Source organism: Candidatus Pelagibacter sp. HIMB1509 (assembly GCF_052047855.1).
Classification (GTDB): Bacteria; Pseudomonadota; Alphaproteobacteria; order Pelagibacterales; family Pelagibacteraceae; genus Pelagibacter.
The window spans coordinates 1,300,621-1,325,059 of record NZ_JBNAIU010000001.1 but is presented as its reverse complement, the minus strand read 5'-3'; the positions used below and the strand labels follow the sequence as shown (position 1 = coordinate 1,325,059).

24 protein-coding genes are annotated in these 24,439 nt (G+C 31.1%); 11 read left to right on the top strand and 13 right to left on the bottom strand.

From position 1 onward, the window contains the following. The first annotated feature begins 27 nt into the window (after positions 1-27). The 3 genes from ACTTBO_RS07130 to ACTTBO_RS07120 all read left to right on the top strand — a co-directional run bounded on the left by ACTTBO_RS07130 (position 28) and on the right by ACTTBO_RS07120 (position 3,364). Positions 28-1,359 (top strand): branched-chain amino acid ABC transporter permease, encoded by a 1,332-nt coding sequence (locus ACTTBO_RS07130; RefSeq protein WP_440657131.1) that lies wholly within the window; start codon positions 28-30, stop codon positions 1,357-1,359. A gap of 74 nt (positions 1,360-1,433) precedes the next feature. Further along, positions 1,434-2,603, top strand: a complete 1,170-nt coding sequence (locus tag ACTTBO_RS07125) for an MFS transporter (RefSeq protein ID WP_440657032.1) — start codon at positions 1,434-1,436, stop codon at positions 2,601-2,603. Continuing rightward, a complete protein-coding gene (locus ACTTBO_RS07120) occupies positions 2,603-3,364 on the top strand; it encodes a sulfite exporter TauE/SafE family protein (RefSeq protein WP_440657030.1) in 762 nt (253 codons plus the stop codon). The genes ACTTBO_RS07125 and ACTTBO_RS07120 overlap by 1 nt, the downstream gene beginning before the upstream one ends. A gap of 50 nt (positions 3,365-3,414) precedes the next feature. Here the strand turns inward: ACTTBO_RS07120 and ACTTBO_RS07115 are convergent, their stop codons facing one another. From ACTTBO_RS07115 to ACTTBO_RS07075, 9 genes are all read right to left on the bottom strand, one after another. Beyond that, positions 3,415-4,605, bottom strand: a complete 1,191-nt coding sequence (locus ACTTBO_RS07115) for an ABC transporter substrate-binding protein (protein WP_075506235.1) — start codon at positions 4,603-4,605, stop codon at positions 3,415-3,417. 92 nt (positions 4,606-4,697) lie between these two features. Further along, positions 4,698-6,179: an aldehyde dehydrogenase gene (locus ACTTBO_RS07110; RefSeq protein WP_440657028.1), complete on the bottom strand. Its 1,482-nt coding sequence runs from the start codon at positions 6,177-6,179 to the stop codon at positions 4,698-4,700. Further along, positions 6,172-6,957 carry an alpha/beta fold hydrolase gene (locus tag ACTTBO_RS07105; RefSeq protein ID WP_440657026.1) on the bottom strand — a complete coding sequence of 262 codons (786 nt, stop codon included), beginning with the start codon at positions 6,955-6,957 and terminating at the stop codon, positions 6,172-6,174. The genes ACTTBO_RS07110 and ACTTBO_RS07105 overlap by 8 nt, the downstream gene beginning before the upstream one ends. Before the next feature lie 3 nt (positions 6,958-6,960). Beyond that, complete coding sequence (locus ACTTBO_RS07100) at positions 6,961-7,545, bottom strand: amino acid synthesis family protein (protein ID WP_440657024.1); 585 nt, start codon at positions 7,543-7,545, stop codon at positions 6,961-6,963. Between the two features lie 3 nt (positions 7,546-7,548). Further along, positions 7,549-8,715, bottom strand: a complete 1,167-nt coding sequence (locus ACTTBO_RS07095; RefSeq protein WP_262590344.1) for an LLM class flavin-dependent oxidoreductase — start codon at positions 8,713-8,715, stop codon at positions 7,549-7,551. Positions 8,716-8,838: 123 nt separating this feature from the next. Then, positions 8,839-9,990 carry a glycerol-3-phosphate dehydrogenase gene (gene glpD / locus ACTTBO_RS07090; RefSeq protein WP_440633663.1) on the bottom strand — a complete coding sequence of 384 codons (1,152 nt, stop codon included), beginning with the start codon at positions 9,988-9,990 and terminating at the stop codon, positions 8,839-8,841. 54 nt (positions 9,991-10,044) lie between these two features. After that, complete coding sequence (locus ACTTBO_RS07085; RefSeq protein WP_440657021.1) at positions 10,045-11,013, bottom strand: 2OG-Fe(II) oxygenase family protein; 969 nt, start codon at positions 11,011-11,013, stop codon at positions 10,045-10,047. Beyond that, a complete protein-coding gene (locus ACTTBO_RS07080) occupies positions 11,010-11,963 on the bottom strand; it encodes a DMT family transporter (RefSeq protein WP_440657019.1) in 954 nt (317 codons plus the stop codon). The genes ACTTBO_RS07085 and ACTTBO_RS07080 overlap by 4 nt, the downstream gene beginning before the upstream one ends. Positions 11,964-12,003: 40 nt before the next feature. Further along, complete coding sequence (locus ACTTBO_RS07075; protein ID WP_440657017.1) at positions 12,004-12,471, bottom strand: thioesterase family protein; 468 nt, start codon at positions 12,469-12,471, stop codon at positions 12,004-12,006. A 43-nt stretch (positions 12,472-12,514) separates the two neighbouring features. On the opposite strand from ACTTBO_RS07075, the gene ACTTBO_RS07070 reads away from it, so the two are divergent. Beyond that, positions 12,515-12,913: a GFA family protein gene (locus tag ACTTBO_RS07070; RefSeq protein WP_440618122.1), complete on the top strand. Its 399-nt coding sequence runs from the start codon at positions 12,515-12,517 to the stop codon at positions 12,911-12,913. Between the two features lie 7 nt (positions 12,914-12,920). On the opposite strand, the gene ACTTBO_RS07065 is transcribed toward ACTTBO_RS07070, so the two are convergent. Then, positions 12,921-13,946 (bottom strand): quaternary amine ABC transporter ATP-binding protein, encoded by a 1,026-nt coding sequence (locus ACTTBO_RS07065; RefSeq protein WP_440633659.1) that lies wholly within the window; start codon positions 13,944-13,946, stop codon positions 12,921-12,923. Positions 13,947-14,066: 120 nt separating this feature from the next. Between ACTTBO_RS07065 and ACTTBO_RS07060 the strand changes: the two genes are divergently transcribed. The 7 genes from ACTTBO_RS07060 (at position 14,067) to ACTTBO_RS07030 (ending at position 21,120) form a co-directional block, all read left to right on the top strand. Continuing rightward, positions 14,067-14,798 (top strand): class II aldolase/adducin family protein, encoded by a 732-nt coding sequence (locus ACTTBO_RS07060; RefSeq protein WP_440657015.1) that lies wholly within the window; start codon positions 14,067-14,069, stop codon positions 14,796-14,798. Continuing rightward, on the top strand, positions 14,798-15,934 hold the full coding sequence (locus ACTTBO_RS07055) for a TauD/TfdA family dioxygenase (RefSeq protein WP_440657013.1): 1,137 nt from the start codon (positions 14,798-14,800) through the stop codon (positions 15,932-15,934). The genes ACTTBO_RS07060 and ACTTBO_RS07055 overlap by 1 nt, the downstream gene beginning before the upstream one ends. A 115-nt stretch (positions 15,935-16,049) precedes the next feature. Beyond that, positions 16,050-17,360, top strand: a complete 1,311-nt coding sequence (gene ugpB, locus ACTTBO_RS07050; RefSeq protein WP_440657011.1) for a sn-glycerol-3-phosphate ABC transporter substrate-binding protein UgpB — start codon at positions 16,050-16,052, stop codon at positions 17,358-17,360. Between the two features lie 44 nt (positions 17,361-17,404). Then, positions 17,405-18,286, top strand: a complete 882-nt coding sequence (gene ugpA, locus ACTTBO_RS07045) for a sn-glycerol-3-phosphate ABC transporter permease UgpA (protein ID WP_440657010.1) — start codon at positions 17,405-17,407, stop codon at positions 18,284-18,286. Then, on the top strand, positions 18,286-19,140 hold the full coding sequence (gene ugpE, locus ACTTBO_RS07040; RefSeq protein ID WP_440657008.1) for a sn-glycerol-3-phosphate ABC transporter permease UgpE: 855 nt from the start codon (positions 18,286-18,288) through the stop codon (positions 19,138-19,140). The genes ugpA and ugpE overlap by 1 nt, the downstream gene beginning before the upstream one ends. 5 nt (positions 19,141-19,145) lie before the next feature. Next, positions 19,146-20,198 carry an ABC transporter ATP-binding protein gene (locus ACTTBO_RS07035; protein WP_440657006.1) on the top strand — a complete coding sequence of 351 codons (1,053 nt, stop codon included), beginning with the start codon at positions 19,146-19,148 and terminating at the stop codon, positions 20,196-20,198. A 1-nt stretch (position 20,199) separates the two neighbouring features. Further along, positions 20,200-21,120 carry a glycerophosphodiester phosphodiesterase family protein gene (locus ACTTBO_RS07030; protein ID WP_440657004.1) on the top strand — a complete coding sequence of 307 codons (921 nt, stop codon included), beginning with the start codon at positions 20,200-20,202 and terminating at the stop codon, positions 21,118-21,120. 3 nt (positions 21,121-21,123) lie between these two features. Here ACTTBO_RS07030 and ACTTBO_RS07025 read toward each other — a convergent pair whose 3' ends face one another. From ACTTBO_RS07025 to ACTTBO_RS07015, 3 genes are read right to left on the bottom strand one after another with little or no spacing between them, the layout of a single operon-like run. Then, positions 21,124-22,554 (bottom strand): aldehyde dehydrogenase family protein, encoded by a 1,431-nt coding sequence (locus tag ACTTBO_RS07025; protein ID WP_440657002.1) that lies wholly within the window; start codon positions 22,552-22,554, stop codon positions 21,124-21,126. A gap of 21 nt (positions 22,555-22,575) precedes the next feature. Continuing rightward, positions 22,576-23,517: an NAD(P)-dependent oxidoreductase gene (locus ACTTBO_RS07020; RefSeq protein ID WP_440657000.1), complete on the bottom strand. Its 942-nt coding sequence runs from the start codon at positions 23,515-23,517 to the stop codon at positions 22,576-22,578. Further along, on the bottom strand, positions 23,517-24,386 hold the full coding sequence (locus ACTTBO_RS07015; RefSeq protein WP_440656998.1) for a DMT family transporter: 870 nt from the start codon (positions 24,384-24,386) through the stop codon (positions 23,517-23,519). The genes ACTTBO_RS07020 and ACTTBO_RS07015 overlap by 1 nt, the downstream gene beginning before the upstream one ends. Positions 24,387-24,439: the final 53 nt, after the last annotated feature.

Below are 24,439 nucleotides of genomic sequence, written 5' to 3'. Positions count from 1 at the left end.
CTAAACGTTATTGCAGCATACAGTATCATGATGGTTCTAATTCTATTAGTTGGAATTTTTCAATCATGGAATATTGCATTATCAATATTTAATCTTTGCTTAATTTCAGCAGTCATGACCATGGGTGCAAACATACAATGGGGTTATGCGGGTTTAATAAATTTTGGAATAATGGGATACACAGCTTTAGGAGGTCTTGCTGCAGTAATAATTTCAGTCGATCCCGTTCAAGAAGCATGGAGAGCTGGTGGATTTGATATTTTAATGTGCTTATGGCTCATCATTGTAACAGTTTTAGTTATAAGATTTATTTTGAAAAATTTTGAAAAATCAAAATTAAGAACTTATAGTATTGCAGCTCTAATTATTGCAGCTATCATAATTATCAGAGTCACAGCGGAACCAGGTATTGAAAAAATTGAAGCTGTAAATCCTGCAACTACTGGTTTTCTCGGCGGGTTTGGTTTACCTATCATTTTCTCCTGGATCGTAGGTGCATTATTTGCTGGAGGATTAGCCTTTATAGTTGGAAAAGTTGCTTTAGGTTTAAGAGCTGATTATCTAGCAATTGCAACACTATTGATTTCAGAAATTGTAATAGCAATAATTAAGCATGAAGACTGGTTAACTAGAGGTGTTAAAAATGTAATCGGCTTAAAGAGACCTGCTCCATATGAAGTCGATCTACAGACTACAGATTGGTTTATAAATTTAGTAGAAAAGTTTAAATCTAGTAAGTTAGATCTAATTACTGATTTATCCGAAAGACAAGCAGCTTTAAATCAATTCGTAATAGAAGGCTCTTCAATATTTGTTAAACTTTGTTACTCAGGTTTATTTTTAGTTGTCGTTATAATACTTTTAATTCTTACGCAGAAAGCTCTTTATTCTCCATGGGGAAGAATGATGAGAGCAATAAGAGATAATGAAGAAGCAGCAAATGCTATGGGTAAAAATGTTGTGAAACAACACTTGCTAATATTTATTTTAGGTTCAGCAATTGTTGGTATTGCAGGAGCAATGCTGGTAACTCAGGATGGGTTATTTACACCAGGAAGTTATAGACCAATGAGATATACATTCTTAATTTGGGTAATGGTCATAGTTGGAGGAAGTGGAAACAACTTTGGTGCAATTTTAGGTGGTTTTGTTGTATGGTTTTTATGGATTGAAGCAGCACCAATTTCAATGTTTTTAATTAACTTCTTTACAGCAGGTATTCCTGAAACAAATGCTATCAAAGCTCATCTTATTGAAAGTGTTCCTTATTTTAGATTTTTATTGATGGGTTTAGGTTTGTTATTCATAATGCGATACCGACCTAAAGGTATACTTCCAGAAAAAATAGAAATAAAATAATTAAACATGAAATATATTATTTTAGGTGCTGCAATTGCTTGGGCTATGTATATGGCTGACAAGTATATGTTTTAATGAACAGAAATCTTTCGCTACTTATTTCAAGTCAGGTTTTTGGTTTCACTGCAGCCAATGTAACAGTTTTTTTAAGTGGAATAATCGGAAGTCAGCTTTCAACTATTAAATCACTAGCTACTTTTCCTCCTTCAATTTATGTAGTTGGTATAGCAATCTCTACTATTTTTGCTGCAAAAGTTATGTCAATTATTGGCAGACGTTTAGGTTTTGTTTTAGCATCTTTAGGTAGTTCTTTAGCTTGTTTACTTGCTGCTTACTCAATCTTTATTAATAGCTTCATAATATTTTCATTTTCTTGTTTTTTACTTGGTACTGGAATGGCTTTCATTCATCAGTATAGATTTGCAGCAGCTGAAACAGTTGAAAAAGATAAAGCACCCAAGGCAGTTTCTATGCTTTTGTTGGCAGGAATTGTCTCTGCATTTATAGGAATTACTTTAGCAAATAAAACAAAAGATTTAATTAGTGATCATGTTTATGTTGGATCTTATATCGCATTAGCATGTCTTACTATTATGCCTGCAATTTTTTTAAGTTTTTATAAAAATTCAAAAATCACTAACAAAAATACTTCAACAAATAATAAAGTGAGGACTTATAGAGAACTTGTCTTAGATCCAAAATTTTTACAAGCAATGGTAGCTGCTACTTTTGGTTATGTGGTTATGGCATTTTTAATGACAGCTACTCCAATTAGTATGCATTATGTCCATAAATTAAGTATAGACAAAGTTGGACTGGTTATCCAATTTCACGTACTTGGAATGTTTCTTCCATCATTGTTCACGGGTAACCTAATAAAGAGATTTGGTTTTTCAAATATAATGTACATAGGAGTTTTTTTTTATGCTTTGACAATATCATTAAGCTTATTTGAGCAAACATTCATAAATTATTTTGCATCATTGATATTTTTGGGAATAGGTTGGAATTTTCTATATATCTCAGGAACTAGCTTATTAGTAACCACTTACAATGAGCAAGAAAAATTTAAAGCTCAAGGATTTAATGATCTAATAGTTTTTTCTGCAACAGCTATCGGTAGTCTTTCAGCTGGAATTTTAATTTCATTGTTGAGTTGGAAAATTGTAAATTTTATGTGTATCCCTTTTTTAATTTTAATTTTGTATTCAATAATTAGAGCTGACTATATAAAAAATATATAATGAATTGGTTATCTTATTTTGATTTAACTTTTTTTCAATTTTCTTTCATTATTTTTACTGTCTTTCTTGCTTCTATTATAAGAGGCTTCAATGGATTTGGTTTTTCAGCAACCTGTATTTCTGGTTTTTCTTTTGTAATTCCTGCCATTGAAATTGTTCCAATCATTTTAATCCTCGAAGTTTTAATTAGTATCTTTATGGCCTTATATGTTTGGAAAAAAATTGACTGGAATATGGTTTTTAAAATTTTAATTGGTATGGCAATAGGTTCACCGTTTGGATTATTTTTACTTAAATATCTTTCTGCAGAAATTACTCATTTATCGATTTGTATAATTATTATTTTTTTCTCAATCTTATTAATGAGGGGGTATACAAACAAAGGACTTAATAAGGATAAAACAAAAGTTTTTACTGGAATTGTATCTGGTACCCTTAATGGATTAACGACACTGGGCGGTATGCCTGCTGCTTTATTTTTATTAGTCACTTGTATTGAGCCTGCAGTAATTAGAGGAACTTTAACAGCGTTATTCTTTTTTACAGATATTTATGCGTTTGTGTTGAGTTTTTTTGCAGATATTGTCGACATGACAACAATTTACAGAACAATTCCTTTAATAATTGTTTTGCCAATAGGAGTTTTTATAGGTGATAAATTTTTTGTTAAAAGCAAGGAAGCGCTATATAGAAAAGTAGTCTTTTACTTTCTAATAATTATCTCAATAATTGGAATTTTTAGAATTATAAGTGGTTTATAAAAAAACCCCAGTAATAAAAAATTACTGGGGTTTTTAATAAGATAAAAAAATTATCTTTGTTTTTTTGTTTTAAATTTTCCGCCTTTAACTTCTTGTTCTAAGAAAGAACCTTCAGCTTCACCAACTTCAGTAAAAGATACTCCAGTAGCACCTTCGTAATTTATCTTTTTACCTTTTGCTAGTAAGTCTAGACCTTTCTTTAATTCACCTGGGTAGATTTTAGTACCAGGAGCGTTAGCAACATCCATTACATTTTTTGCAATAGATGCTCTGTCAGCAGAATTACCCGCTTGCATTGCAAGAACGATTAAAGCAGCTGCATCGTAAGATTCTCCAGTGTAAGGACCAGATGAATCTATACCACCAGCTTTTGCAACTTCTGCAAATACACCAGCACCTTTGCCAGTAGAACCTGGAAGAGATCCAAATGATTTGCTCAAGTCTTTACCAAATGCATCAACTAATGATTGACCAATCATACCATCTGATAAAACGAAAGTATCAAATGCACCAGAGTCTAAAGAAGCCTGAATAATTCCTTTTCCTCCTTGGTCAAGATAACCAATAACTGCTACAGCATCACCACCAGCAGAAGCAAGAGTTGCTACTTCTGATGAGTAATCTGCTTTACCATCTTCATGAGCAGTTACAGTTGTAACTTTAATACCATGAGCTTCAACTGCTGCTTTATAAACATCAGCTAAACCTTTTCCATAGTCATTGTTAGTATAAGTAATTGCAACACTTTTTACTTTTCTATCTTTAGTAATGTCAGCTAAGATTTGACCACCTCTAGCATCTGAAGGAGCAGTTCTAAAGAAATATCCATTATCATCTAGAGTAGTTAATCCTGGAGAAGTTGCTGAAGGTGAAATCATTACTACACCGTTTGGTACAGCAACATTTGTTGCAATAGCACCTGTTACACCTGAACAGTCAGCTCCCATAATTGCAGCTACACCACCTGAAATTAAACCTTCAGCTGCTGCTGTTGCTGCTGCTGAGTCAACACAAGTTGAGTCTGCTCTCATTGCTTCAATTTTTTTTCCACCAAGTAATGAACCTGAATCTGAAGCTTCTTTAAATGCAAGCTCTGCAGATGCAGCCATAGCTGGAGTAAGAGATTCAATAGGACCTGTAAATCCTAAAATGATTCCCATTTTGATCGAATGTCCGTCTGCCATAACGTTTGAACCAAAGCTTGATACAAACATAAATGCAGCGATAAATAGTTTTCTCATTATCTTCCTCTTTATTGTTAACAATTTATAAAATCTAATTTAAGTATGAATAATCTGAATATTCAATGACAAAATTGGCTTATTTTAAACTATTATCTAATAGAGAATGGGTCTAAAGATGGTTCATCTGATGTGTAGAACCAAGTTGTTTTTACTCTTGTGTAATCTTTAATTGAGTCAATTCCTGCCTCTTTACCGTATCCACTATCCTTGATACCTCCAAATGGAGCTGACGGTGAAATTAATCTGTAAGTGTTTACAAAAGTAATTCCTGCTCTGATAGCATTCGATACTCTCATGCCTCTTGCAAGATCACTGGTGTACACACCTGAAGAAAGACCATATTGATTATCATTCATTAATTTTATCACTTCCTCTTCAGTATCAAATTTCATAACGGATAATACTGGACCAAATAATTCATTTTCAGCTACTGGTAAGTTATGATTTTCACATTCAATAATTGTTGGAGGAAAATAATAACCTTCATTTGAAAAAGAATGTCTTTTACCTCCACATTTAATTTTGCCACCTTGTTCAACAGTTAATTTAATATTTTTTTCTATTACCTCTAATTGTTTAAAGTTACTTAATGGACCCATCTCAGTATTAGAGTCCATTGGTGTGCCAATTTTAATTTTTTCTGCTCTAGCTGCTAACTTATCTAAAAATTCGTTATAAATTCCTTTTTGTAAATATAATCTTGAACCTGCGATACAACTTTGACCGCTAGCTCCAAATATTCCAGCGGTAATTCCATTAATTGCATTTTCTTGTTTAGCATCATCAAATACTGCTACAGGACTTTTTCCTCCTAACTCTAAACTTACTTCAGATAAATTCTCAGCAGAATTTCTAATTATATGTCTTGCTGTTTCAGGTCCTCCAGTAAAAGCAACTTTCTCAACTAAGTTATGAGTAGTCAATGCTTTACCACATGGATCTCCAAAACCAGAAACTACATTAATTACACCTTTAGGTATTCCAGTTTCCTCAACAAGTTTTGCAAATTCAAACATTGTTGCTGGAGCTAATTCAGAACATTTGATCACTACTGTATTACCCATAGCCAAAGCAGGAGCAACTTTTGTTGCAGTTAAAAACATTTGAGAATTCCAAGGAATGATAGCTGCAATAACTCCTATTGGAATTCTAGTTGTGATTGCTTGAATATTTGGTTTATCTATTGGAAGAACTGTTCCCTCAACTTTGTCAGCTAATCCTGCGTAATAATCATAATATTCAGCAATGTATTTTGCTTGTTGATAAGTTTCTCTGTACAATTTTCCTGTATCAATTGTTTCAATCTTACCTAGTAATTCAGAATTCTCTCTAAGCTTGTTTCCAATAGCTCTTAAAAATTTTGCTCTATCTCTTGCAAGCATTTTTGGCCATTCACCTTCAAAAGCTTTTTGCGCAGCTTTTACAGCTCTGTCTACATCGTTTGCACTAGCTTCTGGAACTACAGCCCATGGTTTATTATCTTCTGGATTTAAAGTTTCAAAAGTTTTTTTTGTGTCAGAGTCTACCCACTCACCATCTATAAACATTTGATATTTTTTTAATTTAGACATTATTTATATGTTTCATTATTGCATTATTTACTTCGTCTGCATATTCAATAGTACACAAATGCTTTCCATTTTTAATTTCAATATATGTTGAGTTTTGAATATCTTTATTTAAATTTTTAGACATATCAGGTGTAGATCCTGGATCATCTGAGCCTGTAATTATTAATGTATTAGTTTTAATATTTTTTACATTTTCAAGATTATCTTTGTAATTCGCAAATAACTCATAAGCTTTTATAAAATTTTCTTGGTCTTTTCCCTTTTTGTTAAGAATTTTCATAAACTCATCATATAATTCAGGATTTTGTTCAAGGTACTTATCTGAAAACCATCTCTTCATTGCCATTTGAGAAATAGGCATATTTTTTTTTGCTAAATTGACCCTATCAACAACATTTTGTCTTTCCAAATCTGTCCTTTTGTATGTAGTGGAAATCAATGTTAAGGAATTTAAATAATTTTCAAATTTTGATGCAAATTCTATCGCTATTAGCGATCCAATAGAAAATCCGATTAAATTAAATTTCTCTATGTTTAAGTTATTTACTAGATTTGACAATTGGTCAGTAAAATTTTGCATTGATAAATTTGGCTCTTTAAAAGGTGTTTTCCCATGTCCTAACAGATCGTAAGTTATAAATGAATTGTCCTTGAAAAATTCAATTTGTGGTTTCCACATTTGTTGATTTAAACCAACACCATGAATAAAGATCAAAGGTAAAGAATTTTTATTATTAAAATAATAATGATTTTGATTAGTATCAAAATTATAAGACATCAATTAATTATCAATGCCCATCTCTTTCATATCTTGATATCGATCACCAGTTCTTGCATGAGCTCTTCCCGTTGGAGCTCCACCTATAGCAACAACTATTTCATCTTCATTAGGCGCATCATGAATAGTAAATTCATGGGTTAAATAAAAAGGTCTTAATCCAGCATCAGTTTTATGCATCATTGGAATTGAAATTTTTGCTCCTGCAGGACCTCTAGTATTTGTAAAGCTTAAATAAGAAGTTCCACCGACAGCGTCTCTAAATTTATTTCCAAATCTAAGAGTATGAATAAATGCAGAGGCGTGTTCTATTTCACCATTTAATCCTACCATCGCCGCCTTACCGTAGGCTAAAATTTTTTCACCTGATCCAATTTCTTTAGTTAATTCTGGTACTAATAGGTCTCCTAATTGAGGTGCAAGATCTAATATTTCTGGTTTTAAATCTTCTACAAAACCTTTTCCAGCCCAAGGATTTTCTATAACAGCTGCAACAGAAACTAACAAAACAGGTTCATTTGCTTTTTTTCCACCTTCAATAAAAGTTTTATCTACAAACTTTGCAAATTTTCTAAGTTTTAGCTCCATGTGTTAACTCGCCTTTTGTATATTAGAATTAATAGGTTTTATATTTGGAATTACCTCTTCTGTAAATAATTTGATGCTTCTCATACAGTCTTCATGTTTGATACCAGGAAAGTTAGACCAAACTTGTAAATTTTGAAGATTTAATTCTTGCTGAAGTTCGTTTATTTTTTCTATTACAAACTCAGGTGTTCCAAATAAAAGATTTCTTTTATGAAGAAATTCATAATTTAATAAATCTAATTTATTTTTAGTCTCAGGCAATTTTTCATCTGGGTCCATGTGGTTTCCTAACCCCCTCCAATGGCAGACCCATCTCATATAATTTACAATATGTTCTCCAGCCATTTTTTCTGCTTCTTCCATAGTTTCTGCAACAAACATGTCTCTAACCAAACTTATACCTTCACCTAAAGGAACATCTCTATTTTCAGCTTTAGATTTTGCTTCTTTAAAAATTTCAAATCTTTTTTTCAAAGCTTTTACAGTTGGGATCCACATAATTGTATTAAGTCCATTTTCTGCTGCCCACTGAATTGATCTTTCTCCATCAACTACTTGTGATATTGGTGGAAATGGTTTCTGATAAGGTTTTGGTAATACTGATATTTGTTTTAATTCGTTTGTTTTTAAATCCACAACATTTTCTTTGGGAGGACTCATGTCGTGTTGCCAAATAAAATTAGGAGATGGATAAGTATAAAATTCTCCTTGATGAGAGAAAAAGTCTTCAGACCATGCTTTTTTCATTATTTCTAATGTTTCCGAAAAAAGTCTAAAATTTTTTGCCTGATCTTTTAGGTCAGCTTCTTTATTCATGTTGATTGCTTCTCTACCGTAAACACCTCTACCAATACCGACCTCAACTCTACCTTTAGACATTTGGTCTAGTGTAGCGATATCTTCAGCAAGTCTTATTGGATTATGAAATGTGATTACGTTACATGCTTGCCCTAAACGAATATTTTTAGTTCTGGCCGCAGCATCTGTACACATCATTAAAGGATTAGTGCAGGACTCCATCCCCTCATGATTAAAATGATGTTCTGTGTACCAAATAGAATTCCAATTATTTTGGTCGCAATATTCTGTGATTTCTCTAGCTTCGTCTAAAAGCTGAGTATAAGGTTTCTTGTCCCAGTTGGTAGTATTACAAAAATATCCAAAGTTCATAAAGTCTCCTTTAAAAATTAATTTAAAGACGACCGATCCCACTTTCGTAAATCTTTGATTTTAACGACGAGTTATGTATCGCTTTATAAAATAACGATATCACTTTTTAATAGCAGTGGAAATCTAAAAAAGCTTCTTTTTATCTGTCCATGGACCTTTTTTTGTTTTGGGTAAAAACTTTTTAAGATCTAATAGGACTTTCTCAGATAACTTTCTGTATGTAGTAAGTTTTCCTCCATAAATGTTTAAAAGTGGCAATTTTTTTACAATTTGTAAATCAAAAACATAATCTCTTGTAACTTTTGAGGCCTCTTTAAAATCCTCTATTAGAGGTCTTATTCCTGAATAAGTATCAACTATATCTTTTTTGCTAATTTGTTTTTTTAAATAATTATTCACGGACCGAATTAAGTATTGAGTTTCTTGTTTTGATATTACAGTATTTTCTGGCGATTTAACTTCCACCTCAGTTGTTCCAATTAATGAAAATTTCTTTTTATAGGGAATTACAAAAATTATTCTTTTATCTGTATTTTGAAATGTAAATGCAACATCTTCTTTGTATAATTTCTTAGTAATGATGTGACTACCTTTAACTAATCTTATTTTATTTTTAGATTTTATTTTTATATTTTTATGCAAAGTTTCATTTATCCATGGTCCAGATGCATTGATTAAAACTTTAGATTTTATTTTTTTTCTATTTTGAAGACTAATGACCCATTCATTATTAATAATTTCAGCTTTTTTAACTTTGTTGTATTCTAGTATTTTGGCTTTATTTCTTTTTGCATCTTTAGCATTTAGTTTTGTTAATTTTTTATCATCAATTTGAATATCGTAATATTGAAAACCAGTTTTGTATTTCTCTTTAAGAATATAAGGAAATTTTTTATTAAGATCTAATGTTCTTGATTTTGGAATGCTAGTTTTCCCACCCAAATTATCATACAAAAGCAAACCAAATTTAATTAACCATGCTGGTCTAATTTTATCAGTATGAGGGATAATAAATGGAATTGGCTTTGAAATATGTTTTGCAATTTTATAAACAATTTCTCTTTCTTTAAGAGACTCTCTTACTAATTTAAATTCGTAATTTTCTAGATAACGAAGACCACCATGAATTAATTTTGTTGACCAAGAAGAAGTTGCACCTCCTATTTCTCCTTTATCTGCTAAACATACAGACAAACCTCTTCCAGAAGCATCTCTTGCAATACCAGCTCCATTTATACCACCACCTATAATAAATAAATCAAATACTTTAGACATCAAGCTAAATTGTTTATAAAATGTAATAATAAATTTTCAACGACTTAAATTATTTTAACGCTGGTATTCGATAAATTTTTTTAAAGATTGATTTAGAAATTTTTCGTAAATCTGACCTGTGTTAGAATATTTTTTTGAATTAAGGAAAGATTTATTCATTTTAAAGTCATAAGAGGGCTCAAAGAAGAATGGAACGGAAAGTCTCTTGCTTTTATTCCATAGTACTCTGTGATTTGTAGCTTTAAATTTACCTTGACTTAAAAACTCTAAAGCCCTTCCTGTATTTACTACTAAAGCTTTTTTATTAAATGGTACATCATACCATTTTTTCGTTTTTCTATTCTGTACTTGAAGACCACCTTTTTTATCTTGGTATAGAACTGTAAATATTCCACTATCTACATGCGTTTCACATCCAAGTGCAACTCCATCTTGTTTTGATATCTCCACTGGCCTTGTTTGATTTGGATAATAATTAAATCTTAAAGTACTTAAAGTTTTTAACCTTGAAAAAGCTTTGTTTGAAATATTTGGATCAAGTTTATTTAATTTTATTACACTTTTAAACAAAGTTTCACTTAAATTGTAAATATTTTCAAAATATTTATTCAAGGCCTCAATAGAAGTTTTGTTAAAACATTTATTAAGATCTAAATATTCAATGTATTGGTTTCTGGTTTTTGAAGAATATTTCTTAGTAATTTTTAAATCTCCTATATCCAAACCCTCTTTTCCATTTACATCATTTGGAAAATAACCTCTGTAAAGATTGTTATTTTTTTTATTCCATTTTTTTGGTGATAATTTCCTTTTTTTACTGTCTGACAAATTGAAGAACTTATTTCCTATTTCACATATTTTATTAATTTCTTTCAAATTAAGACCATGTCCCGTCACTTGAAAAAAACCTATATTTACACAAGCTTTCTCAATTTCTTTAATTGTTTTTAACGCACTCAGATTCTCAAAATCATTTTTGATAAGTGATGATATGTTAATTGTGGGTATATAATTTTTGGTCATCTTCTAACAGGTGTTTCTGTTGCAATGTATTGCTCTCTGACTTTCTCTCTTAAATATATGTATATTCCAGCTGCTATTATACACGCAACACCTAGAAATGTTCTTCCAGATGGAATCTCGTTAAATAGGAAATACCCTGGTATCATCGACATTATAATTAAAGAGTATTCAAATAAAGAAACAACCGATGGAGATGCAACTATGTATGCAGAAAATATACAAAGAAAAGCAATTGATGCTGCTACACCAAAAAATAATATAAATTTCCATGTGTAATCAAAGTTAGAAAACCATTCTCTAAAAATAAATTGAGTTGTTGGATCAAAATTAGAATTGTTAAACTGACCATTGCCCATAAAGAGATAAATAGCTCCACATAATATGAGCGCAATTAAATAGAAATAAAATAGTTGAGTGTTTACATCATCTTTGTCAGAGGTATATTTTGTAATTGTCATAGAGGCTGCATAAAAAAATGCACATCCAACTGGAAGTAGACTTTTGTATTCAAAGTCTGAAAAATTTGGATCTAAAACTATAAACACCCCTATAAAACCAAATACAATTGCAGACCATCTTCTAATACCAATAAATTCCTTTAAAAAAAATTTGGCAAAGATTGATACAAAAAAAGGGCAGGAGAAAAAAAGTGCATTAGCTGTTGCTAATGGCATGTAAGTAAGAGAAATAAAAAACGCTGAAAAAGCCAAAAAGTGTAAAACTACCCTTACCAAAGTTAATATTGGATAGTGGGTTTTTAAACTAACCTTTTGCTTTTTAAATTTGATGTAGCATAACAGTAAAATTGCAGCGACAAAGTATCTGCCAAAAAAAATTTCATATAATGCTGCTTTTTCAAATATAAATTTGATTAGTGAGTCCTGCATTGCAAATAAAGTCATTGCAATAATAATAAGAACTATTCCTTTAGAGTTATTATCGGTACTCATTTCGCACCTATACCAAAATAAGATAATGAATAATATTTAATTATTTCTTCAGTTTTGAATAGAACAAAAGATTTTCACTTGAAAATTCAGCTTCATTTTCCTTTACAAAAGCAGCCATCAACTTCAACTTTTCTTCTTCGAATTCTGTTACCTTTCTTTTGCTTAGATCAATATATAGAGATATCCATTCCATTGATGCCGAGATTTTTTTTGTCTCTTTTGCAATCATTTCCATTTTTAAATGTAATCGTTTTTTATCATGGTCAAAATAAGTAAGGTTTATATCGACGGATTCTCCTTCTTTGACCTCATTAAGATATTTAGTGTTTGTCTCGACAACCATAGTGCTTCTATTTAGATTTTTTGCTGCACTTGCTCCCATTTTAAATTTTTCAAGTGCTACTTCCCATGCTTCATCAAATATCAAAACATAATAAGCCATGTTCATATGATTGTTATAATCGACCCAGTTCTTTTTGATATTGAAGCTTTTAAGAAAAACTGACATTTAATTTTTTAATTTAATATTAATATCATATAATAAGATTTTTATGAAAAAAGTATTAACAGCCAGTTGTTTATGCAAAGGTGTAAAGTTTAAAACACTTAATAAACTAAGAAGTGTATCTAATTGCCATTGTGTGCAATGCAGAAAAACTCATGGTGTATTTGGAGCCTATACAAATATTAAAGACAAAGAACTAAAATTTTTAAACAAAACTACTTTAAAGTGGTTTAAGTCATCTAAGAATTCCAAGAGAGGTTTTTGCAATAAATGTGGGGCAAGTATATTTTTTAAAGTTGATAAATCTGACAATGTTTCAATTTCCGCAGGAATGTTTGATGGTAAAACAAAACTAAAAACTTTTAGAAATATATTTGTAGGTTCAAAGTCAGATTTTTATCAAATCAATGACAAACTTCCAAAATATAAAAGATTTGCTAAATAATATTATTTTAAGATTTAGTTAAAGAAGACTGTAATTCTTGATTAGTAATATAACCCTTAATATTACCGTTCTTATCAACTACTTCACAATTTGAGTCTGAACAAACTATTTGAGGTAAAAATTCTTCAATAAATTGATCTTCATTTACTTTAATAACGTTTGATTTATCTATATTTTCAGAATCATTTAAATTTTTCATAATTATTTTTGCTTTGATTACTTTTGCTCTATTCACATCTTTAACAAAAGCTTTTACGTAATCATCTGCAGGATTCATTATAATTTCTTCTGGTGTTCCAACCTGTACTAATTTTCCTGAATTTAAAATTCCAATATGGTCACCTAATCTCAATGACTCATCAAGATCATGAGTAATAAATACAATTGTTTTTTTTAATTCTGATTGAAGATCAATAAGTTGTTTTTGCATATCACTTCTTATTAGTGGATCTAGAGCACTAAAAGCTTCATCCATCAACATTATATCCGTATCTGTTGCTAATGCTCTTGCCAAACCAACTCGCTGTTGCATTCCTCCAGATAATTGATTTGGATATTGATTTTCAAATCCATTTAATCCAACAGCATCAATTTTTTCCATTGAGATTTTATTTCTCTCATCTTCGGACTTACCTTGCATTTCCAAACCATATCCAACATTTTGCAAGACTGTTTTGTGCGGGAATAAACCAAACCTTTGGAAGACCATACTCATTTTGTGTCTTCTAAACTCAATTAGCTTTTCTTTATCAAGCGACATCACATTTGTGCCCTCAACCAAAATTTCACCATCAGTTGGATCTATAAGTCTATTTAAATGTCTAATTAATGTAGATTTTCCTGAGCCCGAAAGACCCATGCAAACAAACGTTTCACCTTCTTCAATTTTAAGAGAAACATTATCTAATCCAACTGTGTGCCCAGTTTTTTCTAATATTTCATCTTTAGTTGAACCTTCCTTGACCATTGGAAGCACTGATTTTGGATTATTACCAAAGATTTTATATACGTTGTTGATTTCAATTTTTGACATCAATTAAGTTCTAACAGTTCATAGAGCATAATGTAAAACAATTTCTATACAACTGATAATTGATTTTTATAAATTCGATTTTGTTTGATTTTGTTAGTCATTTAAATAATCATTTAATTTATGACCAAATCAGATCAAGATATTCGATGCGAACTATCTGCTCTTTATAGAATTTTACACATGTATGGGATGACAGATTTAGCTAATCAATGTGCTGGAGCTAGATCAGCTGAAGATAAAGATTGTTCTTTTGTTCATCCTTATGGAATGTTTTATGAAGAGATTACAGCATCATCTTTAGTAAAGATTGATAAAGATGGTAGAAAAATAAATTCAGATGGACCATGGTTAAATGATGGTTGTATCAATCTTGCACAATGGATTTTTAATTCACGTTCTGATGTTAACTTTTATGTTCACGGACATGCTAATGATGTTATGGCAGTTGGAGGAACTAAAGAAGGTTTGATGCATCTTTCACAAGCAGCAGTCTATTTAAATCATTTAATTGGATATATCGATTACGAATTTGTTGAGGATAAAGATTTTGGAAAAAAATTTGAAAACCTTATAGGGAAGCATGATATTTTAATTACAAGAAATCATGGATACTACACTGTAGGTAAAACTGCTGCAGAAGCTTTTTTTAGAGCATATTATTTAGAACAAGCATGTACTGTTCAAGTTAAAAACTTATCTATGGGATTAAATAAACATGAAATAGACAAACAAAAAGCTGCTTATTTTTGGGATAATATGAGTAGTTCAGATGATTATAATTATGATGGAAAAACAGAGTGGGCTGCATTATTAAGAAAATTAGATCGTGAAAATTCAAATTATAAAAGTTGATGGAACAAAATTATAAAATTGAAAATATAACTAAAAATTCTACTAATTTAGAAGTTGATTGGAGTGATGGAAAAAAAAGTAAGTTTAATTATTTGTGGTTAAGAGATAATTGTCCTACAGCACACGATAAAATTTCTCGTCATAGAATGTTTAACATTCTCAAAGTATCTAAAGATATAAATCCTAAAAAATTTTCTTTAAACAATGATGGTAAACTCCAAATTGAGTGGAGTGAGGGAGATCATGTTAGTTATTATGATCAAAAATGGCTGAGAGATAATTGTTATACAATTAAAAACAATTTGGAATACAAATCACCCTACAAGCTTTGGGATAATTCTCTTCAAGATCATTTAAAATCTGTAGAAATTGATCATGATGAAATCGTTAATTCAGATGAAGGCTTAATTAAATGGTTGGAACTTTTGCATCATACTGGAATTGCAATTGTAAAAAATGCACCGACAGATAAGAACTCTGGATTTAAAGTTTTAAATAGAATTAGTCATACTAGAGAAACTTTTTTTAAAACTCCATTTGAGGTAATTAATATTCCAAAACCAAACAATTCTGCTTATACAGCACATGCTTTGAGAAATCATATGGATTTACCTTGGTTTGAAACACCTCCAGGTTATCAATTCCTTCACTGCCTGGTTAATTCTGCAAATGGTGGAGATTCTTCAGCTGTAGATGGATTTGCAGTTGCAGATTATTTAAGAAAAAATGAAAAGGAAATCTTTGATACACTAGTTAATGTTCACCTCAAATTTCGAGATATGGATTATACACAAGAGTCAGTAAGAAGTTATTATGCGCCAGCAATTTCTTTAACTAAAGATAATGATTATCACGACATTAGATTTAGTGTTGCAACTATGGATGCCTTAGATTGCCATCCTGATTTAATGGACAAAGTTTATAAAGCTCATCATCGATTTGGAAATTTATTACACGATGATAAATTTCAAATTAAATTTAGATTAGGGCCAGGAGATATATTTACTTTCAACAATAGAAGATTGCTTCATGGGAGAACTGAATTTGATCCAAATTCTGGTCACAGACATCTCCAAGGATATTACATGGATCGTGATGAAATTATAGGAAGATTAAAATATTTAAAGAGCAATTAAACCTGAAGTAGAAATTAAAATTAAAATTTGCCACACACTGGATAACTCTAAATAAATTTTGGAATTCTTTAAAATTTTTTTGTAGTCTTTATAAAAAAACAACGAGAGGGAAAAAATGAATATCAAAAAAATATTTATTCAATTTAGTATTTTCCTAATGCTTTCTACTACCTCTGTGTTTGCAAAAACTCAAATTGAGTGGTGGCATGCATTTGGTGGAAGACTAGGAGAACTTTTGGACGAGCAAGTTCAAAAATTTAATGCAAGTCAAAATAATTATGAAGTAATTCATACTAGAAAAGGTAATTACTCAGAGACTTTAAATGCTGGTATTGCTGCATTCAGAGCAAAGCAACAACCACATTTACTTATGGTTTTTGAAGTTGGAACTGCAACTATGATGGCTGCAAAAGGTGCAATCAAACCAGTTTACGAAGTAATGGCTGAGTCTGGCTTAGATTTTAATCCTGATGCATACATTCCACCTGTTAAAGGTTATTACACTACAACAGATGGTAAAATGCTTTCATTACCGTACAACTCTTCAACTCCAGTTTTATGGGTTAACAGAGATTTGATGAAAAAAGCAGGATTAGATCCAAACATGAGTCTTGCTACTTGGTCAGATGTTGGTATGGCACTTGATAAAGCAAAGTCAGCAGGAACTTCTTGTGGTCTTACTACTGCTTGGCAAAGTTGGATACATTTAGAAAACTTTTCTGCTTACCATAATGTTGCTTTTGCAAGTAAAGCAAATGGATTTGCAGGTTTAGACACATCTCTATCTTTCAATAGTGCATTACACGTTAAGCATTTAGAAATGATGGGTAACTGGGCTAAAGAGGGTAAATTCTTTTATGCTGGAAGAAGAAACGAAGGTGGAGCAAACTTTAGAGCAGGTGAGTGTATGTTCTTTACAGAAAGTTCTGCTGGATATGCTGGTATAAAAAAAGAAGCTCAATTTGATTTTGAAATCAGACCTTTGCCTTATCATGCAGGAACAAAAGCTCCTCAGAATACTATCATTGGAGGATCATCATTATGGGTAATGTCTGGTCACTCTGCAGACGAGTATAAAGGTGTAGCAGCTTTTATTAATTTCCTATCAGGAACTGATATCCAAGCTAAATGGCACCAAGATACTGGTTATTTGCCAATCACAATTGCAGCAAGTGAAAAGACAGCTGCAGATGGTTTTTACAATGCAAATCCTGGTACGGATATTGCTGGAAAACAAATGATGGCAAAAGCACCAACAGATAACTCAAAAGGTTTGAGACTTGGTTCTTTTGATCAAATCAGAGGTATTATCGATGAAGAGTTAGAAGCAATTTGGACTGGTAGCAAATCAGCTCAAGTAGCTATGGATAGTGCTGTTAAAAGAGGAGATGCTCTTCTAAGAAGATTTGAAAAAGCTAATAAGTAATTAGTTTAATCTATCTGGGGGTTATCCACCCCCAGATTTTTCATATGGAAAAAAAAGTTTTTTTTAGAGGATGGTTGTTACCTTTATTATTAATTTCACCACAATTAATAATTTCTATAATATTTTTTTTCTATCCTGCAGGGCAGGCTATTTCAAATTCATTATATCTACCTGATCCATTTGGATTAAGTTCAGAATTTGTTGGGTTAGAAAATTTTTTATTTTTATTTGGTGACAGTTATTATTTATCAAGTTTTGTAACTACAATTTTCTTTTCCACAAGTGTCTCTGTTCTATCAATGGGACTTGGTTTATATTTTGCATTATTAGCTGATAGAATTTTTAAAGGTGCTGGGGTTTATAAAACACTTTTAATTTGGCCATACGCAGTAGCTCCTGCTGTTGCAGGTGTGTTGTGGATGTTTTTATTTTCAAGTAGAGTTGGTGTTGTCTCTTGGTATTTAGGTTTATTAGGTTACGATTGGAACCATGCTTTAAATAGTGAAGAGGCAATGGGATTAGTTGTATTAGCTTCGACATGGGGAAGAATAAGCTATAATTTTCTGTTCTTTCTTGCAGGATTACAGGCAATTCCAAAATCAATCATAGAAGCAGCAGCAATTGATGGAGCAAGTTTTTGGAAAAGATTTAGAACAATTGTGTTTCCTTTGTTATCACCAATTACGTTTTTTTTATTAGTTGTTAACATCGTTTATGCCTTTTTTGAAACATTTGGTGTAATTCACACTATTACATCTGGGGGGCCTGAACAATCAACCACAACTTTAGTTTATAAAGTCTATTCAGATGGTTTTGTTGGTCAAGATTTAGGATCTAGTGCAGCACAATCTGTTATCTTATTAGTAGTTGTTGGTTTGTTAACTGTTATTCAGTTTAAATACATAGAAAGAAAAGTTCATTACTGATGATTGAAAGAAATAAAAAAGGATATTTCATGTCTCACCTAGGTTTGATTATAGGAATTGCTTTTATTTTCTTTCCAGTTTGGCTAACTTTTGTTGCTTCGACAGTTACACAACAAGATATCATTCAACCACCACTCCCACTTTTACCTGGTTCTAATTTTATTGAAAATTATACCTATGCTTTAACTGAGAAATCAGCAGAAGGATATGAAAAAAATATTCCAGTTTTAAGAATGTTGTTTAATTCAGCGGTAATGGCACTTGGAATTACTATAGGAAAAATTACAATTTCTTTACTCTCAGCATTTGCAATAGTTTATTTTAGATTTCCCGGGAGAAAATTTTTCTTTTGGTTAATTTTTTTAACATTGATGCTACCTGTAGAAGTAAGGATCGTGCCTACGTATGAGATTGCAGCGAAATTGAATCTATTAAATAGTTATGCAGGATTAATATTTCCATTAATAGCATCAGCTACAGCGACTTTTTTATTTAGACAATTTTTCATGACCATACCAAACGAGATGGTTGAAGCTGCTAGAATGGATGGAGCGAAACCTATGAAGTTTTTCATAGATATCTTAGTACCTATAAGTAGAACAAATATTGCAGCTTTATTTGTTATTTTATTTATATATGGATGGAACCAGTATTTATGGCCTCTATTAATGACAACTGATCCAAATATGAATACGATTGTGATGGGTATTAATCAAATGATACCAGGTGGTGACGACTTTGGTCATTGGCCTACAATAATGGCCACCTCAATTCTGGCAATGGTACCTCCAGTTTTAATAGTTATAACTATGCAAAGATTCTTTGTTAGAGGTTTGTTAGAAAGTGAAAAATAAAAGATATGGCTAAGATAAATTTACAAAATATAAAAAAATCATATGGGAAGAACAACGTCATACATGATTTAAGTGCTGATATCAAAAATGGAGAATTGATAGTTATAGTTGGGCCATCAGGATGCGGGAAATCAACTCTATTAAGAATGATTGCTGGTCTAGAGGAGATCAACAGTGGGGAAATAATAATTAATGAAAAAAGAATGAATGATCTTGAGCCAATGGAAAGAAACATCGCAATGGTATTTCAAAATTATGCTCTCTATCCACATATGACGGTTTTTGAAAATATGTCATATGGTTTAAAAATTCAAAAAACACCCAAAGATGAGATTATTTCAAGAGTAAATGAAGCTGCTGAAATTTTAGAATTAAGTGATCTACTAGAAAGAAAACCAAATCAATTATCAGGTGGTCAAAGGCAAAGAGTTGCTATGGGAAGAGCAATAGTAAGAAAACCAGATGTCTTTCTCTTTGATGAGCCTTTATCAAACTTAGATGCTAAATTGAGAGTTCAAATGAGATTGGAAATTAAAAAACTTCAAAGAAAATTAAATGTAACCTCTTTATATGTTACTCATGATCAGGTAGAGGCAATGACACTAGCAGACAAGATGATCGTGATGAATGAAGGAAATGTTGAACATATTGGAACACCGTTAGATGTTTATCAAAAACCACAAACATTATTTACTGCACAATTTATTGGAAGCCCAGCAATGAATATATTGAATGGTACAGTTAAGAACGGTGAAGTAAAAATTGCTGACTTTAAATTAAATATAAACTCTTCACATCAAGGAGAAGTTTTTTTTGGAATAAGGCCAGAGCACTTAATTATAAATACTAATGGAAAACTTAAAGTAAACGTAGAATTTATAGAATTGATAGGTTCCAACACTCTTGTACATTGCAGAATTAAATCCTCTAATGAAGTAGTTGTTGTTAGTGTGCCTGGCATTCTTGATAAAGATGTTTCTGGTGAGGAGATAGGATTAGACATAGAAGAGTCTAAAATACATTTATTCAGCTCGACAAATCAAAATAGGATTGATTGAATTGATACTCTCAAAACCAAACTACATTAAAATATATGGTCATAGAGGAGCGAGAGGTGATATGCCTGAAAATTCCTTATCAGGTTTTAAATATATTTTTGATAATAATTTTTTTGCGTTTGAAACAGATGTGCTGATATCAAGAGATAAAATACCATTAATTGCTCATGATTTTTATCTCAATCCTTACTTCACTAAAGATCAAAATGGAGACTGGATAAAAAATAAAAAAATTAAAATATATGATTTAAATTTCCAGGAAATATTAGACTACGATATTGGTACATTAGATAAAACAACATCTTATGGAAAAAGATTTAAAGATCAGAAATCAATTAAAAATCAAAAGATCATCAAATTAGATGAGTTATTTGATCTTATAAAAAAATATCCTAAAGAAAATATGTTCATAAATTTAGAAATAAAATCAACACCTGAAGAGAAAAATTTAACTCCAAGTCCAAAAGATATGATCAGTATTATTAAGAAAGCATTGTCAAAATATGATTATTTTGAAAAAATTTTAATATCCTCATTTGACTGGAGAATTTTAAAAGAATGTAAACTACAAATGCCAGATGTTTTAAGAGGTCATATTAGTTTGCATACTAATTTAAAAACAAAACCCAAGACTGTATTTCCAAACTCTCCATGGCTTAATACTAAACAAGAATTTAATGTTTTTGAGATACCCAAAATAGTAAAAAAACAAGGAGGCCATGTTTGGTGTCCATTTTATAGAGATGTCACTAAACAGAATGTAGAAATGGCTCATGATTTAGGCCTGGGTGTAAATGTTTGGACAGTAAACAGTGAGAGAGAAATGTTAAGAATGATCAAGTATGGAGTTGATGGTATAATAACTGATTTTCCAAACAAATTAAAAAGGGTATGTGAAAACAATAAAGTTCAATGGTTCTAAAATTTATTTCCAACCTGTAACATTTTTTACTTCTAAAAATTCTTCCAATCCCCAAACTCCTCCTTCTCTACCATTTCCAGATTGCCTGTAACCACCAAAAGGAGTTCCAACATCAGCTGCATTACCGTTTATATAGACACATCCTGATCTTAATTTTTTTGCAACTCTATGTGCTTTTTCTTTATCATCAGTTTGAAGATAATTTCCTAAACCATAAGAAGTATCGTTTACAATTTTCACTGCTTCATCTTCAGTATCAAACGGAATAATTGATAAAACAGGCCCAAAGATTTCTTCCTTTGCAATTCTCATCTCATTCGTAACATCTGTAAAAATAGTTGGTTTAATAAAATATCCTTTATTTAAACCACTTGGCAATTCTGGTCCTCCAGCAGCCAAAGTTGCTCCCTCAGAAATTCCACTTTCAATAAGATTTATAATTTTATCGTACTGAACTTTTGAAATTACAGGACCAATGTGATTCCCTTTTTTAGTTGCTTGATCAACTTTAAGTTTATTTGCTTCATCAACAGCTTCTTTTACTGCTCTTTCATAAATAGATTTTTCAACCAACATTCTTGTAGGCGCATCACAAGATTGTCCTGAATTACTCATTACATTTCTGATACCATCTCTCACTGCATCTTTATAACTGTCAGCAAAAACAATATTTCCTCCTTTACCACCTAGTTCAAGACAAACTCTTTTAATTGTATCAGCGGCATTTTTAGAAATTAACTTTCCAGCTTTTGTTGAACCAGTAAAAGAAACCATATCAATATCAGGATGGCTTGAAATGTCTGATCCAACTCCAGCACCATCACCATTTACTAAATTAAAAACTCCTTTAGGAAAACCAGCTTCATGGATCATTTCAGCAAACAACATTCCTGATAACGGAGCAATTTCTGAGGGTTTTAAAATCATTGTACAACCAGTTGCAAATGCTGGAGCAACTTTAAGGGTGATTTGATTTATTGGCCAATTCCATGGAGTTATTAATCCACAAACACCAATTGGTTCATAACAAATATGGTTATTTGATTTTTCATCAAAATGTTCTTCGAAGTTAAAATTTTTAAGTCTTAATATAAAATCCTCTAAATGATCTCTTCCTGATGCGGTTTGAACACCAGTCGACCAATCCATTGGAGCACCCATTTCCAATGAAATAGCTTCTGCCATTTCATTAAATCTTTTTTTATAAATAGTTAATAATTTTTCTAATAATTTAATTCGTTCCTCTTTTGAGGTTTCTTTCCAAGTTTCAAATGCTGTTTTTGCAGCTTTTACTGCTCTATTTGTATCTTTTGTAGACCCTAGAGAAATTACTGCACAAGGATCTTCATTGCATGGATTGATAACATCAAAGTCATTTTTTTTAATTGGATCTACCCATTCACCATCAATATAAAATTTTCTTTTATCTAACATGATATTATTTTAGCATACTATTTAGATTTCATATCCTTTTTCCTCAGGCTCATTATCAACTAATTCTTCTGGAAAACCTTTAGCTCTAAAATCAATATTATTTAAATCTTCCATCCTTTTTACAATCATAGAAGACCACGCCCTAGACCCATATTTTTTTTGTCCATCTTTAAATATTTCAACAACTTTTGGAGATATCTCTAGTGGAGCATTTAATTTTTTGGCCAGATCATCAAATAAGCCTGTGTCTTTTAAAACTAAATCCATTGTAAAATTTATATTATAAGATCCATTTAAAATTACCTGACTTTCTGTTTCGTGAACAAATGAATTTCCTGATGATGCAGCAATTCCTTTGAATGTTTTTTCAAGATCTAGGTTAGATTTTTTTGCAACTGTCCAAGCTTCTCCTAAAGCAACTAAATGTACTGAAGCTAAATAATTTGTAATTACTTTAAGAGTACTTGCTGTACCTAATTCACCAGTATGTAACACCTTTCTACCCATGACTGTTAAGACAGGTAAAATTTTTTCAAATGCTTTTCTCTCACCACCTACAAAAATTGCAATATTTCCTGTTGCAGCTCTATGACAACCACCACTTACTGGGCCATCTAAAGCTATAGCATTTTTTGCAAGAACTTTTTCTCCAATTCTCTTTACCTCAGCTTCATCAGTAGTACTCATTTCAAGCCAGATTTTATTTTCAGAAAGGCCTTGAAGTACTCCATCTTCAGCTTCCATAACTTCTGCACTTACTTTTAGAGATGGCAAAGAGGTAATTACAAGATCAACTTGTTCTGCAAGTTCTTTTCCAGAGTTTGCAACTTTTGCACCTAAATTTTTGAATTGATCTGTTAAATTTTGGTCTACGTCTCTTACTGTTAAGTCAAATCCATTTCTTTGTAAACTTCCTGCAAGTTTAGCACCTACATTTCCTAGACCAATAAAACCTATCTTCATTATTTTACCTCTTCTTTTTTATTTTTTGTAAAAACTATTAATATCACACCAACTATTATTATTACTCCACCAATAAATAGTTCTTTTGTCGGCTTTTCTCCTAAAAGAAAGATCGCAGCCAACAATCCTGTTGGAGGTATTCCCATGGTTACAATAGGCAGAACTTTATAAATAGGATTATTTTTTATGACATAATAAAAGCAACCATATGTTACAGGCTGCATTATAAAACCAATGTAGATTGCAATTATCCAATGATCAATTTTTGCATTAGTTATATAATTTATAGTATTTCCATCAATGATTGCTGATAGTAATATTAAAATTGGACCAGAAAATAATGCCATCCAAGCAACCAATGCCAAAGGATTAATTTCTTTACTTAAAGGTTTCACCATTACTTGCCCAAGAGCCCAAATGGCAGAGCCTAGTATCGTCAATCCAATACCAATAATTTTTCCATCTAAATTTGGTGAGCCAGTTAAAACATAAACACCGATAAACGCTATACCAATACCAATTAAAGCTCTAACTGTTGGTTTCTCTTTAAGCATAAAGTAAGCAAAAATAACTCCAAATGGTACCTCCATTTGAACCAATAAAACTGCAGAAGATGCATCTATCAAGTCTAAACCAGAGTAAGTAATACTGTATTGCAAAGTATTAGCTATTAAAGATGCTATGAATATTTTTAATAAATATCCTCTTGGTATTGGAAACCACCAGACTAAAATTGATGCTGCAAATATAAATCTTAAACCCATTAATAAAATTGGTGGAAAAGACTCGAATGCTGGTTTTGCAATGACAAAACCAAAGCCTAAAAAAATTGGAACCAGTGATGCAATGAAGGTATCTTTTAAATTCATCTCGTTAATTTAATATTAATGATTATTAAAGAACTTCTGATATATTCATCTTT